Here is a 17304-nt window from a genome sequence, read left to right on the forward strand (position 1 = left end):
TCCGATCCGCCCGGCCGCGGCAGTGTCTTGGCCCGGTTCCAAGCGCCCCAATGTGGCGTTGGGTGCGTCCAGCGCACCCAATGTGGCGTTCGGTGCGTCAGACGCACCGAACGCCACATTGGGGGCATGTGACCGGCCCGATCCGCGGAACGTCACAGCAGTCCCTCCCCCGGCTCCACCGCGGGCACCACCCGCGTCCGGACCTCCCGCACCACCGGGAGGTCGCCCGGCCGCAGCGGCACGTCGTCGCACGTCTGGGCCGGATCCGCGCCGTCGATGCCGATCGCCACCGCGGTGACCGCCGCCAAGTCGCCCAGCGCCTCCTGCGCCGCCCGGAGCAGCGCCGAAGGCCGCAGCGGCTCGCCGAACGGCCAGCCCGTCCCGGCTTCGCCGCCTGCCAACGGGTCGAGGAACCGGCGCAGCGCCGAACCGGCCACTGCGGACACCCGGACCCGGTCGGCCGGGGCTCCGGACAGGTCGACCCGCAGCCGGACGTCCCGGTACACCGCGGGCCGGACGAACACTTCGGCCGTGAGCAACCGCGCTTCCGCCAGCCGGTCCGCGACCGCGCACAACGTGCCCGGATCCGGCTCCGGCGCCGCCACCACGTCGTCGCCGTCGCGCGGCACCGAGGGGACGATGTGGACCGTCACCGCTCCGGGGACCCGCGCGCACGGGAAGCCGGGGTGCTCGCCGACCGCCGCGTGGGCACGGCCGACCGAGACGCCCGGCGTCGTGACGGCCAGCGTGACGAAGTCCTCGGCCGTGACCGCCCTGGTCACCTCGCCGAGCGCGCCCGCGGCCCGGTCGCGGGCCTGCGCCACCGTCTCCGGATCCGTCCCGCCGGCGGCCTGGACCGGGTTCGCCGCCCGGACCGGCACCGCGAGGTCGACCGGCAGCCAGTTGTCGGTCAGGCCGCCGTTGCCGTCGCGGCCGCCGCCGATCGTGTAGGCGACGCGGACTTCTCCGCCGGGACGCGGGATGCGCCCGGTCAGGCCGTCGCCGAACACCAGCGCGCCGTCGTGGCGGTCGAGCAGGAAGATGCGGTCGCGACCGGAGCCGAAGGCGAAGTCGGCCGCCGCTTCCCACGCCTCGCCCGCCAGGTGCAGGGCCGCGGTGAGCAGCCGGCCGGCGGCGTCCGGCAGTTCGAGCCGCTGACCGGGCAGCTTCAGCCACTTGCGGGTCTGGTCGTCGAGGCCGGTCACCGTGCGGTGCTCGGCGTGCCGGGCGCCGGACGCGTTGACCGCCAGGCGCCGCAGCCGAGGCGGCGAGGAATAGGTCGCGGCGCGGGTGGCGACCGCCAGTCCGGAGTCCATTGTGGACCATTCGGCCGGCGGCCGCAGCCGGACCACGCCGGAGCGGCGCAGCCCGCCGGTGCCGTCCTCGACCTCGGCGAACTCGCCCGAGGCGTCGCCGCTGGGCCGGAACCACGACCACGTCAGCTCGGCTGGCGGGCGGACGACGGGGAGCGGGGGCGGTGCCCACGACGGCGGCAGCGGTGAGTCGAGTTCGACCAGCAGCGACAGCCAGCCGGGCGCCGGGTGCGCCCCGGCGAGCGGCAGGGTGAAGCGGGCCGAGGCGGCGGACCCGTCGCTCGCCAGCAGCGGAACCCCGCGTCCCGCCAGCAGGTCGGCGGTGCGGTCCCGGTCGGTGAACACCGTGACCTCGCCCGACAGCGGGAAGGCGGTCACCTCGTCGTCGAGGGTGAAGCGGATGGCCGCGGCCGGGTCGCGGGCCAGGACGGTACCCGCGGGCACCACGGTCGGCGTCTCCTCGGCGGTGCGCAGCGCCAGGACCGTGGCCGCCGCCCGGGCCGGGCGCGGCGGCTCGAGCCCCAGCAGCTTCAGGATCGCGACGACGAGCTCGTCCGGCGCCTGGTCCAGCCAGTAGAGCCGCTGCTCCAGCAGGTAGGCGAACAGCTCCAGCAGCGTGACGCCGGGGTCGGCGGGCGCGTGCAGCGTCCACGTGCCGTCCGACTCCGCCGGGATGCGGCGGGTAATGGCCGCCATCATGTCGGCCCAGGTGAGATCGTCCAGCTTCGGCACCGGCAGCGTCATGGCGTCGTCCCCGTCAGGCCGAGGTAGAACGGGAACACCAGGTTGGCCTTGGTGTTGGTGCGCCGGATCCGGTACTCGACGGAGATCGTCACGCGGGACTCGTCGGCCGGGTCGGCCTCGGCGAGCACGCCCGCCAGCTCCACCCGCGGCTCGAAGGTCCGCACGGCGTCGGCGATCGACCGTTCGAGGCCGCGCAGGTTCTCCGCGCTGCCCGGCGCGAACACCGACTCCGGCACGGTGGTGCCGAACTCCGGCCGCATCACGCGCTCGCCCGTGGCGGTCAGCAGCAGCGCCCGCAGGCAGTGCTCGATGCTCGTCTCGCCGACGGCGTAGGACAGCCGGCCCGCCTCGTCGGGCAGGATCGGGAACCGCCAGCCGGTACCGAGGAAGGGTTCGGTCACGTCGCCTTCACCTTCTTCGCGAGCACGGACGGCGGCAGCGGCGTGGCGGGCCCGGTGACACCGCCCGGTGCCGGGTGGGTGTGCTGGACGAAGGCCTGCATCAGCGCGTTGCCGAGCACGACGGGCTCGGCCGAGCCGCCCCCGAGGTCGATGCCGGACGCCTGCACCGTCACGGTCTTGGCTTCGAGCGTGATCTCCCCGCTGTCCTTGAGCACCACCTTCGCTCCCGAAGCGGTGCTGATGGTGATTTCCTTTTCCTTGTCGTCGAACAGGATCCGGTGTCCGGCCTTGGTCCGGATGATCTTCTGGTCGACGCCGCCGGAGTGCGTGACCGGCGGCTTCTTCTTGCCGTTGTAGAGCCCGCCCAGCACGTACGGCTGGCGCATGTCGCCCTGGAAGAACGCGACCAGCACTTCGTCGCCGACCTCGGGCACGAACACCGAGCCGTAGCCGTCGCCCGCGTACAGCTGGCTGACCCGGATCCACGGGCTGATCGACGCGCCGCCGTCCAGCCAGTAGTACTTGACCCGGACGCGGCCCTCGTCGTCCCCGTCGTTCTCCACGACCTCCGCCGGCGCGACGCCGTAGAAGCGCTGGTCGGTCGCCATGGCCCGTGGCACGGTCATTGCTTGTCCCCCTGGAAGATCCGCCGGGCGGTGAAGGTGGTGAAGAAGCCGCTCGTGTTGAGGGCGTGCTCCACGCGCTTGACGAAGTAGGTGCCGGAGAACCGGGTGCCGAGGCCGAAGATCTCCAGGTTGTCGCCCGGCCGCAGCTCCGGCAGCCCGGCCAGCCGGCCGGTCGCGGTGATGAACTCGTAGGCCCGCTCCCGCAGCAGCGAGATGGCGAGCTCCTTGGCTTCCTCCTGGCTGAGCACCGGCGCGTCGACGACCACCTCCTGCCGGTCGCCCGCCGCGGCCGTCGCCGCCTCGGGCCCGCTCTGCCCGCCGGCGGAGTTCTGCCCGCCGGGCAGGTCGTCCTTGGTCGCGACGTACTCGATCGGCTCCGCCTTGACCGGGTCCCAGCCGTGCACGGTGAGCTTGCTGACCTGGTCGGACACGGTCATCGTCGGGGTGAAGTCGAGCAGGTTGGGCACCAGGCCGGGCGGCTGCCCGCTCGGCCCGGACGCCAGCCCGGGCGCGTAGGCCAGCCGGAACACCCGGATCGGCCGCGAGTCGCGGCCGTCGGTGGGCTTGATGAAGTACAGCGTCTGCACGCCCGAGTGCGGGTCCGGCAGGAGGTAGCAGTCGAAGTCGATCCGCTTCGCCCGCTCCACCAGGAACTGCGCGTCGGACTGGTTCTTCTGCACCACCAGGTCGTGCCGCGGGCCCTCGTGCGTCGTCTCGAACGCCAGGTGGTTGCGCCGCGCGATCTGCTCGGCGATCTCCCAGTCGGTCTTGTTGACGAAGTTCTTGTCCTCGTCCTTGGTGGGCTTGCGGTCCTTGAGGTCGAGCAGCCCGTCCACGCAGGTGATGGAGATCGTCGGCGACGCGGAATCCGGGAACTTCGGCGCGAGCGTGCTGATCTTGCCGGTGGCGACGGTCAGCAGCCGTCCCGCGTAGCCGAGCCGGACGGACACGTGCGCGCCGATTCGCAGCTTCGCCGAGTCGCTGTACTTGAACTTCAGCGCGACGTCGTCCCAGTTGTTCAGCTCGAGGTCGAAGCCCGACATCTCGTCGAGATCGCGGTGCACCTTGACGTCGAGGATGTCGTTCTTCGTCGCCGGGTCCAGGGTCAGTCCCTCGACGGCCACCTCGAACTCCGGGGCGTAGCCGTCCGGATCGGCGATTTCGGGCTGGGTGCCCGCGGGCGCGGTCATCGGCGGCCCCCTCTCACGGCAGCCGGGGCACGGTCAGCACCAGCCCCGGCCGCAGGTCGCGTGGATCGGAGATGCCGTTGGCGCGCGCCAGTTCCCGCCACGCGTCCGGCCGGCGGTACACCGCGGCGGAGATGCGGTCCCAGGTGTCGCCGCGGCGCACGACGTAGCTCTTCTCGACCGTCGGCGAGGACCGCGGCGGATCCACGGCCTGGTCCTTCGCCAGGCGGTACTCCTTGAGTGTGATGTCCAGCTGGGCCCGCAGCGGCACGCCGTTCTTGGCGAACAGCACGTAGTTCACGTCCAGCTTCTCCAGCACGCCCTTGAACACCGGCCCGTTCCAGTGGAACCGGACGATCGGCGGCGCGTGCTCGGTACCGTCGATCCGCATCAGGTCGCGCACGGCGTCCACATAGGACGTCCGGACGTCGTTCAGCGTGTCGGAGGTGTCGACCAGCGCCTGCAGCGTCAGGGTTTCGGTGCCGCCGCGGATGAACTGGAGCGGCGGGGTCTCCAGCCCGGGGATGGTGATCTCGGCGAACGTGTTGCTCTTGCTGAGCTTGTACTCGGTCGGGTTGAACCGCAGCGGGATCACCTGCGGCGTCCGGTTCGGCGGCCGCTCGATCTCCAGGTGCGCGTCGGCGCCCTGGCTCACCGCGGAGAACGGCGTGGTGATCACCGGCGGCCTCCCGAGTCCCCGATCCGGCGGTCGTTCCCGCTGCGCTCGGCGCGGGCGCACTCCTCTTCGTAGCGCCGTGCCCACGCCTGGATGTACCGGTTGAACAGGCGGGCGAACACGGCCCCGTCGTCGCCGTCCACGGCGAAGTGCACCTCGACGTTGTGGAAAGTCACGTTCCTGGGCACGGTTTCTTCTCCTAGAGCACGGCCGTCAGGCCCTCGTGGGCGATTTCCAGGGACTCGATCGCGACCGCGTTCTGCTCGGCGTGCAGGTCCGGCCCGGTCCACTTGGCGGCGAGGCCGCCGTGGAAGAGCCACGACTTCGCGGGCAGCCCCGCCTCGTCGAGCATGATCAGGGCGCCGTCGCGGCGGGCCCCCAGCGAGTCGTGCAGGCCGGTTTCGTACCAGGACCACAGCAGGCGGTCGCGGACCACGCCGCGCTTGAGCGTGATCGGGTTCCACGAGTGGCGCAGCGGGAGCTTGTGCACCGCGTCGTTGCGCCCGCCTTCGGGGTAGCTGACCACCTCCAGCTGCGCGCCCAGCCCGGTGACCTCCTGGAAGGCACCGGCGGCGACCACCTGCAGCAGCAGGGCCTGCGCCGGCGGCAGGTAGACGTCCGCCGCGGAGAGCGTCACGAGGAAGCGGAACTTGGGCAGCGGCTCGTTGAGCGCGAGCAGCTGGTCCACCGGGGTCGTCACTGCTCGATCACCTCCAGACCGCGGTCCTGGCCCAGCACGAGCCGCAGCGCGATGAACTCCATGGGCACGGCCGGCGCGACTTCGACCTCGCACACGACCTGCCCGGGGTCCTGCTCGGGCGGGTTGTTGCTTTCGTCGCACACGACGCGGAAGGCGTCTTCCGGCCGGCTGCCGGCGAGCGCGCCGGTGCGGAACGCCTCCAGCAGCACCGACGTGATCGCGCGGACCAGCGCCAGCCGCAGCTCCGCCGAGTTCACCTCGAACACCAGCGGCGCGGCGGCCCGCCGGATGGCCCGCACCAGCAGGTGCAGCAGCCGGCGGTGGGCGACGTACACCCGGCGCGGGTCGGGCGAAAGCGTCCGCCCGCCCCACACCACGAGGCCGCGGCCCCGCAGGCACCGCACCAGGTCGACGCCCGCGTCGAACAGCCGCACCTGCTGCGCTTCCGGGTACTCGACCTCGATGTCGACCGCGTCGAGCAGCGTGGCGTTGGCCGGGGTGTGGGCGGCACCCCGCTCGGCGTCGAGCCGGGCCACCAGCCCGGCGACGTGCCCGGACGCCGGCACGGTCCGCAGCCCGTCCGGGGACGGCGCCCGCAGCGGCGGGTGGTACACCGCCACCGCGGCGAGCAGCACCTCGTCGCCGAGACCCGCCAGCGCCCGGGTCCACTCGGCCACCTCGTCCACTGTGGACACATCCGGTGGCACGTCCAGCAGCACCAGCCGGTCCAGCAGCGGCGCCACCACCCGGAGCAGCTCCAGCACCAGGTCGGTGTGGTCGGTGCCGGTCAGGTCGGCGCCGAGGTCCGGGAGGGCCACCAGCGCCGGCTCCGGCAGGTCGGCCTGCGCCGCCACCGCGTCGGCGTAGTCGTTGCGCCGCGGCGGGCTGTCCGTGCCGCCGGTGAGCGTGAGGTCCCAGGCCAGCGAGAGCGGTGCCCCCGCGGGGATCGGGCTCGCCGGCCCGTCCGGGCGCAGCGGCACCACCCGGATCAGCCGGGACGCGGTGAGCCGGCCGGCGACCTCGCCGGGCGCCATGCCCGCGAAGGTTTCCGGCGGCTCGCCGGGCACGAGCACCCGCACGGTGACCGCCGGCGGGCCCGCGACGCTGCTCGCCGAGTACCGCACGGCGACCCGGCCGCCGTTCGCCCACGCACCGGGACTCGCGGCCACCACGCGGAAGTCGTCCGTCCACTGTGCACCGGCGGGTGCGGCGGGCCCGGAGACCCGCAGCACCCACGCCGCCCGGCCCTGGTTTTCGAAGAACCCGCGCAGCGCGTACGGCGTCGCCGACGTGCCGTCGGGCGGGCCGAACGCGCCCACGACGTCGTTCCAGCTCTCGACGCGCACGGGCACGCCGACCGGGCCGCGCCGGGTGCGGCCGAGGAAGACGGCCACGTCCGTGCGCAGCGGCTCGTCGCCGGCAGCCGCTCGCTCGAAGGTCAGGGAAACGCCGGGAAGCGCCGCGCTGGTCATCGCTGCCCGCTCACGCGTCGATCACGAATTCCTCGACGGCCAGCACGAGCGTCTCCATGGCGATCTCGTTCTTGGTCGCGTTGAACGACGGTCCGGTGTACTTCGTCGGCCAGCCCCGGTTGAAGTTCCAGCGCATGACCTCCTGGCGGTTCTCGTCCAGCATCACGATCGAGCCGGACGTGCGCCGCACCCGGCCGTCGAGCGCCTCCTTCACCCAGTTCCAGAACCCGACGTGGCCGGTGACCCCGCGCTTGAACGTCAGCGCGCTCGGGAACTTCTTGAGGCCCACGAGCTTGCGGACCGTGATGTCCTCGCTGCCGGTGCGGTACTCGATCACCGGCAGTTCCACGTCCAGCCCGCTGGCTTCGGTGAACGACCCGCTCACCGCGACGCCGTCGTCGCTGACGTTGGTCACGATGACCAGGAAGTTGTACGCGGCGTACGGATCGTCGCGCGTCACAGGTGGCATGTCCGTTGCCTTTCAGTGGTCAGACGAGCTGGGGCTCGCGGGTCTTCTGCTGGATCCGGAAGATCACGAACTCCGCCGGGAACACCGGCGCCACCCCGATCACGCAGATGAGCCTGCCGTTCGCGATGTCGTCGTCGGTCATCGTGGAGCGGTCGCACTGGACGAAGAAGGCCTCGTCCGCGGTGGTGCCGGCGAGCGCGCCGCTGCGCCAGACAGTGGTCAGGAAGTTCGCGATCGTCTGCCGCACCAGCGCCCACAGCGATTCGTCGTTCGGCTCGAACACGACCCACTGCGTGCCCTCGTCGATCGACTCCTCGAGGAAGAGGAAGAGCCGGCGCACGTTGACGTACTTCCACGACGTGTCCGACGACAGCGTGCGCGCGCCCCACACCCGCTGGCCCAGGTTGGGGAAGAACCGCAACGCGTTGATCCCCTTGGGGTTCAGCAGGTCCTGGTGCCGCTTGGTGACGTCCTGCGCGATGCCGCCGGGCGACCGGATGCCGCGGATGACCGCGTTGGCCGGCGCCTTGTGCACGCCCCGCTCGACGTCGGTGCGGGCGTAGATGCCGATGACGTGCCCCGACGGCGGCACCTCGACGAACTTGCCGGTGGACGGGTCGTTGACGACCAGCCACGGGTAGTACAGCGCGGCGTACTTGGTGTCGAAGGGTTCGCGGAACTCCTGGATGCCCTCGATGTCGAGGCCGTCGCGCGGGTCGAGGACGGCGAACCGGTCCTTGAGCTGCTCGCAGTGCGTCACCAGCGCCGATTCGACGGTGCCCGCCCACACGCCGGGCACCGCGCAGATCGCGACCTCGTCGATGTCCTCCAGCGCCACGATGCCGGTGCGCTTGCCGCTCCCGCCGTCCGTGCCGACGAAGTCCCCGACGTCGAGGCCCCCGAAGGCGTCGTCGCCGTCGTCGGCGAGGCTGAGCCACGAGCCGGTGGCGGGCGTCGGGAACTCGGCGGGGTCGGTGCTCAGGTCCAGCGCGGTCGCCCGCACCAGCCGCGACTGGCTCGCCAGCGTGCCGGTCACGGTGCCGGGCGCGTCGCCGACCAGGCGCAGGTTGCGGAACGTCTCGGTCACCGAGCCGCCGCCGGGGTCCGTGAACCGCGTGTCCACTGTGGACTCGACCAGCTGGAGCCGGGCGGTCTCGAAGACCTGCGCGGGGGTGTCGGCGTCGAACGTGACGACGTCGTCCGGCTCGATCGCGACGACGTTCAGGGTGCTCAGCCGGTCACCGGTGTCGAGCTGCGCGGCCGCGCCCTCGTACAGCCGGCTCGAACCGCTGATCCGCAGCTTCGGGCCGGCGCCCGCGTTGGCCAGGCGGACCCGGCGCACGGTGAGACCGGGCTTCCACAGCGCGTGCGTGGGACTGTCGGGGAAGGTGAGCGTCACCTTCCCCGCTTCCGGCTGCGCCACGGTGACCTGGAAGCGCCGCTCGTTGATCAGGACCCAGACGTCGTCCGGCAGGTCGTCGGGGTCCAGGCCGGGCACCGCGTTCACCACGATGGACGTCGCGTCGGCGGCGGCTTCGGCGGCGAGCGCGGTGACGAACAGCGGCCCCTCGTTCGGGTCGGGCAGCACCGGCAGGGAGGCGCTCACCGACGGCGTGATCCGCACCTGCACGGCCTTTCCCCAGGAACCGGGGCTCGACGCGGAGAACCGCAGGCTCGGCGTGGCCGCGCGCGGGGCCTTCTGCACGTAGTCGCCGCGGGCCGCCTTGACCTCCGCCGCCAGCCCGGTGCCGAGCGTGACCCGCCCCTTGCCGGCGTCGTACGCGGTGATCGTCACGGTGCCGATCTCGACGTTGTCGCTGCCGCGGAAGACCTTGACCTCGTCCGCGCCGGTGAAGCCGACCAGGTGGGCCAGCTCCAGCACCTTCGCCCCGGCCGCGGCGTCCCGGGTGATCGCGCTGACCAGGCCGGTGCCGAACGTGCCGGACGCGGCCTGCGCGGTGGCGCTGGCGACCCGCTTGACGTAGAGGCGCTGGCCGCCGTTGTCGAAGAACCCCTTGACCGCCAGCGGGAACAGCCACCAGCGGCCACCCTCCGTCGGGTCTTCCGCCCAGGCGTCCCGGATCGCCGGGTCCGGCTCGGGCAGGAACCCGCCGAAGGTCGTCCGGAACTCCAGGAAGTTCGTCACCAGCTTGGGCTTCCCGTCGGTCGGGCCGCGCTGGGTGACCCCGACCATGCCCGCCGTGCTGGTGCTCACCCCCGCGATCGGCCGCGGCCCCGCGTCGACCTCCTCGACGTAGACGCCGGGGCTCAGGTACTCGGGCATGGTTCAGCTCCTTCTACTGCTCGACGATCTCGATGACGTGCTTGGTGTTCCGGCCGCTGGGCAGCCGGACGTCCAGCGCGCCGGTCCGGCCCGGCCGTTCGGTGGCGCTCAGGTGGAAGACCTGCTCGGGCTGCCCGGTGACGAGCTCGCCTTCCCAGCGCAGCGCGAGCCGGAACGCGCCGGTCGCGCTGGTCAGCGTCCGCTCCTGCCACGCGGCGCCGTCCCTGCTCGTGGTCCCCCGCGCCTCGACCAGCGCGTTGGCCACCGGTACCCCGGCCGCGCGGACGACGCCGTAGACCGTGCGGACGCCGGGCCCGTACGGGAAGGCCACGCTCGGCAGCAGCCGGACCACGCGCGGCTCGCCCGCCACGGCGGGCGGGGTGCCGTCGTCGTACGGGTACGCGGTGAACTCGACGCCGGCCAGGCCCGCGTCGAAGTCCTCGCCGTCCGCTGGGTACAGCGGCGCGAACCCGATGGCGCTGAACCGCACGCGGAACCGCTCGGGCTGCGCGCCCGGGCCGCGGCGCCGGCCGAGCTCCGGGTAGGCGATCACCGCGCTCGGCGTGCGGATCGCCGGGGTTTCCTGGAGCACCCAGGCGTTCGTGGCCGGGTCGAAGCGCTCCAGCTCGGTGGTCACGTCGGCGGCCCGCGCGCGCTGGGCGAACTCGTCGAACGGCACGAACCACGCCGGGCTGTGCAGGACCGAGGATTCGAGGGGGAGGAAGCGGGTCATGGCACCGGTGTCCCGTTGATCGTGCGGCTGCGGACCAGCCGCAGCTCGGAAACGTCGAGCGAGTCGAGGTTGACGACCCGGACCTCGTAGTTGAGGGACAGCCGGTAGGGCTTCTGGATCGCGTACCAGATCCACGACTTCTGATCGAGCGTCAGCGGCGTCAGCGTGAACTGCAGCGCCTCCGTGGTGCCGGCCAGGCTGCCGGTCAGCTCCTCGCCGGTCCAGATCGCGTCGTCGTAGAAGACCTGGAGCGCGCGGCCGATCATCTGGTGCTGGGTGGCCTGGCTGCCGCCCCACGGCGTGATCAGGTACCGCAGCAGCAACGCCATCGGCGGCTTGCGGCTCGTCGGCGCGGCCGGCGGCAGCGCCCGCACCGGCGGCCGGTTGCGCGAGGTGGGGTCCTCGGCGATCTCGTACAGGAAGACCGTGAGCGTGGCCCGGCTCGGCCGGTCCTCGAGGTCGCTCAGCACGGCCGTCGGCGGATCGTTCGGATCGAGCCCGCGCAACGCCTCGGTGAGCCGGTCGACGATGATCGTCGACACGTCGGCGACGACGCCGAAATCGCCCATGCCAGTCCTCCCCTGTGCGGTGCCGCGGCAGCATCGCAGGGGTGGCGTGGCCGGGCCGCGACCCGCGCGTCGCCCGAGCGTCACGACGGCGTTCCCGGTGCGGCCGTTGACGCGGCGGCGACGCCGTGGTGACAGGCCTGCGCGCATCCTGCGTCGGTGGAGGTCCCCGAGGAACGGTCCGGCAGCATGGTCCTGCGTGCGTGGCTGGAAGGCGGCGAGCCCGGCGCCCTGCGGGTCCGCATCCTCTCCACGGTCGGCACCGACGAGGCCAGACCCGTCGCGGTGACGTCCCGGGAAGCGGTGCACGCGGCCGTGCAGAGCTGGCTGGACGAGCTGGGAGCAGGCCCGATGACGTTTTCGTGACGCCCCGTTGACGCCGCATCGACGATAATTCCCCGTAACGTTTCACCTGCGGGTCGCGAATTGCCCCACGGTGGGGTCGATCCGATCGGTGCGGGCGTAGGTTGGGGAACCGATGCGCATTGAAGCAACACAGATCGTGACACTGCGGCTGCTCAAGGGGTTCACGCTGCTGGTGGGAGACGACCCGGTCGTGCTGTCCTACAGCGCGCAGCGGCTGCTCGCCTTCCTCGCGCTGCAGGACCGCCCGCGGACGCGGACGTACGTGGCGAGAACGCTGTGGCCGGAGGCGACGACGCCCCGCGCCAACGCGAACCTGCGCTCGTCGCTGTGGCGCGCGTCCCGCACCGGGCACCGCGTGATCGACGCGTCCACGCAGGAAATGGCGCTGGCGGGCAACATCAGCGTCGACATCCACGACGCGGTCGCCCGCGCGCACTGCCTGCTCGACAAGACGTGCGGCTGCGACGACATCCTGACCCGCCAGACCCGCGACGAGCTGTCGGCCGACCTGCTGCCCGAATGGTCGGACAACGAGTGGGTGCTGATCGAGCAGGAGCAGTACCACCAGCTGCGGCTCTACGCCTTGGAAGCCATGGCCAAGCGCCTCACCACGGCGGGCCGCCACGGCGAGGCGGTGGCGGCCGGACTGGCCGCGGTGCGCGCGGAGCCGTTGCGCGAGAGCGCCCACCGCGTCCTCATCGACGCGCACCTCGCGGCCGGCAACCGGGCGGCGGCGCAGCACCAGTACGAGCAGTGCCGCTGCACGCTGCTCGAGGAACTGGGACTCGAGCCGTCCGATACGCTCCGCGACCTCCTGCCCCATCTGAGCGCGCATTAGTTCCGGCACGAAAACAATGGCGCCTGCCCTTTCGGGCAATTCCAGCCATCCGCATTTCCCGATCGGGCGGCCGCGATTTCGGCACATTCGGGCGGCCGGCCCGGCGGGATCCGCCGGGCGCGCCTGTCGAGTTGCGGGCCCGCCGTTCGTCATCCTCTATGAGAGGCACCACGACCGGCTGGAGGAACCCGTGCAGTACATGCTCCTGATCTACGACTGCGATCGCCCGGAGCCCGGCGACCCGCGCTTCCCGGAGGCACTCGCCCGGGTGAACGCCTTCGCCGACGAGTGCCGGCGGCGCGGGGTGTTCGTCGCGGGTCACCCGCTGCAGCGCGAGCACACCGCGACCACGGTCGCCGTGCGCGAGGGCAAGACGCTGATCACCGACGGCCCCTACCCCGAGACCCACGAGCACCTCGGCGGCGCCTACGTCCTCGACTGCCGCGACCTCGACGAGGCGCTCGAGCTGGCCGCGCTGTGCCCGATGGCCGCGGACGGCTCGATCGAGGTCCGCCCGATCGCCGGCGTGCCGGGGCTCGACCACCGCGGATGACCTCGGAGCAGCTGCTGCGGACCACCTATCGCGAGCACCGGACCCGGATGCTCGCGGCGCTGGTCCGCGTCCTCGGCGACTTCGAACTCGCCGAGGACGCGCTGCAGGACGCGTGCGCGCTCGCGCTGCGCAAGTGGGACGGCGGCGAGCCGGCCGACCCGGTCGCCTGGCTGCTGACCGCGGCCCGCAACAGCGCGGTCGACCGGCTCCGGCGCGCCCGCCGGGGCCGGGAGAAGCTCGCCGAACTCGGCCCGGGGCCGGAGGTGACCACGATGGACGACGGGGACAGCAGCCTGCTCGCCGTCGGCGACGAGCGGCTCAGCCTGATCTTCACCTGCTGCCACCCGGCGCTGGCCGAAGACGTGCGCGTGGCGTTGACGCTGCACGCCGTGGCCGGGCTGACCGCCGGGCAGATCGCGCGCACCTTCCTGGTCGGGGAAGCCACGCTGGCCCAGCGGCTGATCCGGGCCAAGCGCAAGATCCGCGACGCCGGGATCAGCCTCGCCGTCCCCGCCGACCACCTGCTGCCCGAGCGGCTCACCGGCGTCCTCGCGGTGGTCTACCTGATCTTCACCCGCGGCTACACCGCCGAGGGCGACCGGCCGGAGTACCGCGAACTGCAGCGGGAAGCGGTGCGGCTGGCCAAGCTCGTCGCGGCCCTGATGCCCGACGAACCGGAGGCCCTCGGCCTGGCCGCGCTGCTGCTCCTGCAGGACTCGCGGGCCGCGGCGCGCTACGACGAGCACGGCGACGTCGTCCTGCTCGAAGACCAGGACCGGGAGCGCTGGGACCACGCCGGCATCGCCGAAGCCGTCGGGCTGCTCGACCGGGCCTTGCGCCTGGGCGCGCCCGGGCCGTACCAGCTGCAGGCCGCCATCGCCGTGCTGCACGCCCAGGCGCCGTCGGCCGACCGGACGGACTGGGCGGGCATCGCGGGCCTCTACGATCAGCTGCTGGTGGTCGCGCCGTCCCCGGTGGTCGCGCTGAACCACGCCGTCGCCGTCGCCATGGCCACCACCCCGGCCGAGGGGCTCGCGCTCATCGACCGGATCGACGGCCTCGACCGGTACCACCTGCTGCACGCCGCCCGCGCGGACCTCCTGCGCCGCCTCGGCCGCACCACCGACGCGGCGGCCGCCTACCGGCGCGCCCACGACCTGGCCACCAAGCCCGCCGACCGGCGCTACCTCGCCGGCCGCCTGCGCGCGCTCGACCCCACGGAATCCAGCTGAGACCGTCCGGCAACGGGCGGGCCGGCCGGACCCGGCGCCCGGGTCAGGCCGGCTCCTCCGGCGCGAGGGAGTTCCCGGCCGGGATGTGACCGCAGCTCGACGGCGCGGGCTTGCCGGCGAACCGGTCGGCGAGCCAGCCCATCGCCGCGGGTGCCCAGGCCGCCACGCCGCCGACGTGGCTGAGCGCGTCGTACTGGGTGTACTTGATGGAGTCGTTGCCCGTAGCGCAGTACTGGCGGGCCAGCGCCCGCACGTCGCCGGCGACCATCACGCCGTCCCCGGTGCCGATGCCCGGCACGGTGCTCGTGGTCCCTTCGAGGAAACCGGCGTTGCCCTGGGCGATGAAGCCCGGGACCGACGGCGTCGGCGCCGAACCGATGTTCACCTTGTTCACCGCGGCGACGAACGGCGGCACCGAGTTCGGGTTCGCGTACTCCGGCTTCACCAGCTTCTGCCACGTCAGGCCCGGGTACCGGCCCAGCGCGGTGACGATCGACGCGTGCTCCAGCTCGCCGAGCACCTTCAGCCCGTATTCGCTGGCGTACGGCCGCAGGTCGATGCCGAAGCCGCGGGCGACCCCGATCAGCGCCATCGGGATGACGCCGGACCACACCGGGCTCCCGCCGACGTACTCGAGGTTGTGCGCGGGGTCGACGAGCACCCCGCCTTCGGTGAACCCGACGAGGTTCCGGTTCACGTCCGGGGCGTAGCCCGGCGCGAGGGCCGCCGCCCAGCCGGTCGCGATGGCCCCGCCCGAGTAGCCGAGGAGGCCGAACTTCGTGCGGTCGTCCATCCCGGTGGCGGCCGAGCTGGTCGCCGCGCGGATCGAGTCGAGCGTCGTGGTGCCGTATTCGGGCCCCGCGGCGAAGTCGGCGGTCTGCCCTTCGGTGTCGGGCACGACGACGTTGTAGCCCAGCAGGAGCGACGGGAGCAGCAGCAGCGACTCGCCGTTGGGCAGCAGGCCGCCGAGCGTGACGTCGCCGGCGATCGCGCGCGAGGGCGCGTCGGCGGGGTCGAGCGAGTCGTAGGCCGACTGGTACGAAACGGCTTTCGTGCGGTCGCCGGTGATGCTGCGGACCACCGAGGTGACGTTGGCGGACGGCCGGCCCTGCGCGTCGGTGGTGCGGTAGAGCAGCTGCACGGCCTGCACCGGCGTGGCGAGGCCGGCCACGTGGTAGGCCAGGGTCCGGGTCTTGAGCACGGTTCCCGGCGCGTACGACGACAGCGGCGCGCTGCCGTCGTAGGAGTAGAAGGAATCGGACGACCGGGCGTCTGCCACGGTCGCCGTCGTGGCGGTGAAGACCAGCGCGAGCGCGGCGGCGAGGGCCGGGAAACGGACGGGCGTGCGGATCATGACTCCCCTTTGAATCATGAAGTGGATCACTCGACGGCGTGAACCTACCAGCGAGTAGGTCACAGGTACAGCCGCGTACCGGTTTCTCACCCGCCCGTGGGGGACTACCGCGGGCGCCGGTCGCGTCCTAGCGTTGGGGTGCCGGGTGCGCAGCGGAGGAGGGACGATGCAGGGGACGCTCGACCTCGAAGTCGCGCCCCGGCCGCACTACACGCTGGTCACCGTCAAGGGCGGCCTGCACCTGGGCAGCTACCGCCGGCTGCGCGACGGCCTGCTGGAAATCGCGGCGGACGGCCCGGACGCGGTCATCGCCGGCGTCGGCGAGCTCGACTTCAGCGCGGTGGCACCGGTCGGGGTGTTCGCGCTCGTCGCCCGGCGGATCCGGCTCTGGCCGGGCATCCCGCTCGCGCTGGCCACCGGCACCCCCGACCACGCGCGGGCGCTGCGCGAGCACGGCGTCCACCGCGAAGCCGCGCTCGGCGAGGACGTCCCCAGCGCCGAACGCGCACTGGGCAAACCGGCCCGGCGCCAGGCGGAGGTGCTGCTGCCCCGCGGCAGCGAAGCACCGGCGGTCGCCCGCGCCGCGGTGCGCCGGGCGTGCGCGGAGTGGGACGTCACGCACTTCGTCTACGACGGCATCCTGGTCGCCGGCGAGCTGGCGACGAACGCGGTCCAGCACACGGCGTCCGCTGCCACGCTCAGGCTGGACCTGCGCCACGGACGCCTGACGATCGCGGTCCTCGACGACGACCCGCGCCCGGCGGTGCTGTCCCCACGGCCCAGGCCGGGGTCCTCGGGCCTGGGGCTGCACTTGGTGGCGCATTCGGCGCAGCGGTGGGGAAGCAGCCCGCGGTGGTCCGGCGGGAAGGCCGTCTGGGCGGTCTTGACCACCGACCGCCGCCCGGGCGCGCGTGGGTGATCAGGCCCGCCGTCAGCAGGGCTCCGGGTCCATCGCGATCGGCTCCGGCCGCACCGGGCACCGCCCGATCGACGCGCTCCCGCAGTCGATCCGTGCCCACACCGTCTTCCCGAGCCCGGTGCCGCGCACGCCCCACGCGCGCGAAAGACCGCGCACCAGCACCAGTCCCCGGCCGTGCGGGGTGCCGGCGCCCGGCTCGCCGGTCACCGGGCGCTCGGGGCCGTCGTCGTGGACCTCCAGCAGCACCGAGCACGGGACCGGGTCGGCCGAAGCGGTGATCGTGACCGGCCCGGCGCCGTGTTCGTGCGCGTTCGTGGCGAGTTCGGTGACGACCAGGCGCACCGCCCACAGGTGGTCCGCGCCCAGCAGCGGCAGCACCCGCCCGGTCCACCGCCGGAGCGCGCTGAGCGGTGGCACGGTGCCCGGCTCGATCACGAACACCGCGCGGTCGTCCGGCCCCGTGCTCATCCCGGGTCCCCGGGGTCCGCCCGCAGCGCCTCCGCCAGCGTCGCGAACCCGCGGACGCGCTCACCGGGCCAGAACATCGACAACGCGACCGAAACCGGGTGCGGCGGCACGACCAGCCACAGCCGGCCACCCTCCACCCGCGCGCGCCAGGCGGCCTGCGCCAGCGCGCGCAACCCGGCCGCGCCCAGCAGCGTCACCCCGGACAGGTCCACCACCGTGACCGCCGCTGTCTCCTGCCAGGTCGCGCGCTGCAGCAACCGCACCGACACGGCGTCGATCTCCCCGACCGCGGTGACGACCAGCCAGCCCGGCCGCGGCTCCGAGCGTTCGACCGCGAGGATCTCCTTCGCCGCCTGCCGCCGGACAGCGGACGGCCCGTGCCGGTCCGAGGACATGACGCCCT

20 protein-coding genes are annotated in these 17304 nt (G+C 73.0%); 5 read left to right on the plus strand and 15 right to left on the minus strand.

Features of this window, described 5'->3' with window-relative positions; translation table 11 throughout:
* Window positions 1-152 precede the first annotated feature (152 nt).
* From EIY87_RS23655 to EIY87_RS23710, 12 genes are read right to left on the minus strand one after another with little or no spacing between them, the layout of a single operon-like run.
* Complete coding sequence (locus EIY87_RS23655) at window positions 153-2057, minus strand: putative baseplate assembly protein (protein ID WP_125311867.1); 1905 nt, start codon at window positions 2055-2057, stop codon at window positions 153-155.
* A complete protein-coding gene (locus tag EIY87_RS23660; protein WP_125311869.1) occupies window positions 2054-2458 on the minus strand; it encodes a GPW/gp25 family protein in 405 nt (134 codons plus the stop codon). Before EIY87_RS23660 ends, EIY87_RS23655 begins: the two co-directional genes overlap by 4 nt.
* The gene (locus EIY87_RS23665; RefSeq protein ID WP_125311871.1) at window positions 2455-3084 is read right to left on the minus strand and encodes a phage baseplate assembly protein V; all 630 of its coding nucleotides are present in this window, start codon (window positions 3082-3084) and stop codon (window positions 2455-2457) included. The genes EIY87_RS23660 and EIY87_RS23665 overlap by 4 nt, the downstream gene beginning before the upstream one ends.
* Window positions 3081-4274 (minus strand): phage late control D family protein, encoded by a 1194-nt coding sequence (locus EIY87_RS23670; protein ID WP_125311873.1) that lies wholly within the window; start codon window positions 4272-4274, stop codon window positions 3081-3083. The genes EIY87_RS23665 and EIY87_RS23670 overlap by 4 nt, the downstream gene beginning before the upstream one ends.
* Before the next feature lie 13 nt (window positions 4275-4287).
* A complete protein-coding gene (locus tag EIY87_RS23675; protein WP_125311876.1) occupies window positions 4288-4950 on the minus strand; it encodes a CIS tube protein in 663 nt (220 codons plus the stop codon).
* Window positions 4947-5135, minus strand: a complete 189-nt coding sequence (locus EIY87_RS23680; RefSeq protein ID WP_125311879.1) for a putative phage tail protein — start codon at window positions 5133-5135, stop codon at window positions 4947-4949. The genes EIY87_RS23675 and EIY87_RS23680 overlap by 4 nt, the downstream gene beginning before the upstream one ends.
* An 11-nt stretch (window positions 5136-5146) precedes the next feature.
* Complete coding sequence (locus EIY87_RS23685; RefSeq protein ID WP_191984239.1) at window positions 5147-5647, minus strand: phage tail protein; 501 nt, start codon at window positions 5645-5647, stop codon at window positions 5147-5149.
* Complete coding sequence (locus EIY87_RS23690; protein WP_125311882.1) at window positions 5644-7119, minus strand: phage tail sheath subtilisin-like domain-containing protein; 1476 nt, start codon at window positions 7117-7119, stop codon at window positions 5644-5646. The genes EIY87_RS23685 and EIY87_RS23690 overlap by 4 nt, the downstream gene beginning before the upstream one ends.
* Window positions 7120-7129: 10 nt before the next feature.
* Window positions 7130-7588, minus strand: coding sequence for a phage tail protein (locus tag EIY87_RS23695; protein WP_086863737.1), 459 nt, complete (start codon window positions 7586-7588; stop codon window positions 7130-7132).
* A gap of 19 nt (window positions 7589-7607) precedes the next feature.
* The gene (locus tag EIY87_RS23700) at window positions 7608-9872 is read right to left on the minus strand and encodes a phage tail sheath family protein (protein WP_125311884.1); all 2265 of its coding nucleotides are present in this window, start codon (window positions 9870-9872) and stop codon (window positions 7608-7610) included.
* 13 nt (window positions 9873-9885) lie between these two features.
* Entirely contained in the window at window positions 9886-10605 is a 720-nt protein-coding gene (locus tag EIY87_RS23705) for a carboxypeptidase regulatory-like domain-containing protein (protein ID WP_125311886.1), read from the minus strand.
* Window positions 10602-11174, minus strand: a complete 573-nt coding sequence (locus EIY87_RS23710) for a DUF4255 domain-containing protein (protein ID WP_125311888.1) — start codon at window positions 11172-11174, stop codon at window positions 10602-10604. Before EIY87_RS23710 ends, EIY87_RS23705 begins: the two co-directional genes overlap by 4 nt.
* A 156-nt stretch (window positions 11175-11330) precedes the next feature.
* On the opposite strand from EIY87_RS23710, the gene EIY87_RS23715 reads away from it, so the two are divergent.
* The 4 genes from EIY87_RS23715 to EIY87_RS23730 all read left to right on the plus strand — a co-directional run bounded on the left by EIY87_RS23715 (window position 11331) and on the right by EIY87_RS23730 (window position 14160).
* The gene (locus EIY87_RS23715; protein ID WP_125311890.1) at window positions 11331-11537 is read left to right on the plus strand and encodes a hypothetical protein; all 207 of its coding nucleotides are present in this window, start codon (window positions 11331-11333) and stop codon (window positions 11535-11537) included.
* Between the two features lie 136 nt (window positions 11538-11673).
* Entirely contained in the window at window positions 11674-12375 is a 702-nt protein-coding gene (locus EIY87_RS23720; protein WP_125311892.1) for an AfsR/SARP family transcriptional regulator, read from the plus strand.
* Between the two features lie 199 nt (window positions 12376-12574).
* On the plus strand, window positions 12575-12928 hold the full coding sequence (locus tag EIY87_RS23725; RefSeq protein ID WP_449657962.1) for a YciI family protein: 354 nt from the start codon (window positions 12575-12577) through the stop codon (window positions 12926-12928).
* Complete coding sequence (locus EIY87_RS23730; protein ID WP_125311896.1) at window positions 12925-14160, plus strand: RNA polymerase sigma factor; 1236 nt, start codon at window positions 12925-12927, stop codon at window positions 14158-14160. The genes EIY87_RS23725 and EIY87_RS23730 overlap by 4 nt, the downstream gene beginning before the upstream one ends.
* A gap of 43 nt (window positions 14161-14203) precedes the next feature.
* On the opposite strand, the gene EIY87_RS23735 is transcribed toward EIY87_RS23730, so the two are convergent.
* The gene (locus EIY87_RS23735; RefSeq protein WP_125311898.1) at window positions 14204-15514 is read right to left on the minus strand and encodes a lipase family protein; all 1311 of its coding nucleotides are present in this window, start codon (window positions 15512-15514) and stop codon (window positions 14204-14206) included.
* A gap of 166 nt (window positions 15515-15680) precedes the next feature.
* Here EIY87_RS23735 and EIY87_RS23740 point away from each other — a divergent pair, with 166 nt between their 5' ends.
* A complete protein-coding gene (locus tag EIY87_RS23740; RefSeq protein ID WP_125311900.1) occupies window positions 15681-16433 on the plus strand; it encodes an ATP-binding protein in 753 nt (250 codons plus the stop codon).
* Between the two features lie 12 nt (window positions 16434-16445).
* Here the strand turns inward: EIY87_RS23740 and EIY87_RS23745 are convergent, their stop codons facing one another.
* Window positions 16446-16901 carry an ATP-binding protein gene (locus EIY87_RS23745; protein WP_125311902.1) on the minus strand — a complete coding sequence of 152 codons (456 nt, stop codon included), beginning with the start codon at window positions 16899-16901 and terminating at the stop codon, window positions 16446-16448.
* Window positions 16898-17296, minus strand: coding sequence for an STAS domain-containing protein (locus EIY87_RS23750; protein WP_125311905.1), 399 nt, complete (start codon window positions 17294-17296; stop codon window positions 16898-16900). The genes EIY87_RS23745 and EIY87_RS23750 overlap by 4 nt, the downstream gene beginning before the upstream one ends.
* Window positions 17297-17304: the final 8 nt, after the last annotated feature.

This window comes from Amycolatopsis eburnea (assembly GCF_003937945.1).
In the GTDB taxonomy this organism is placed as follows: Bacteria; Actinomycetota; Actinomycetes; order Mycobacteriales; family Pseudonocardiaceae; genus Amycolatopsis; species Amycolatopsis eburnea.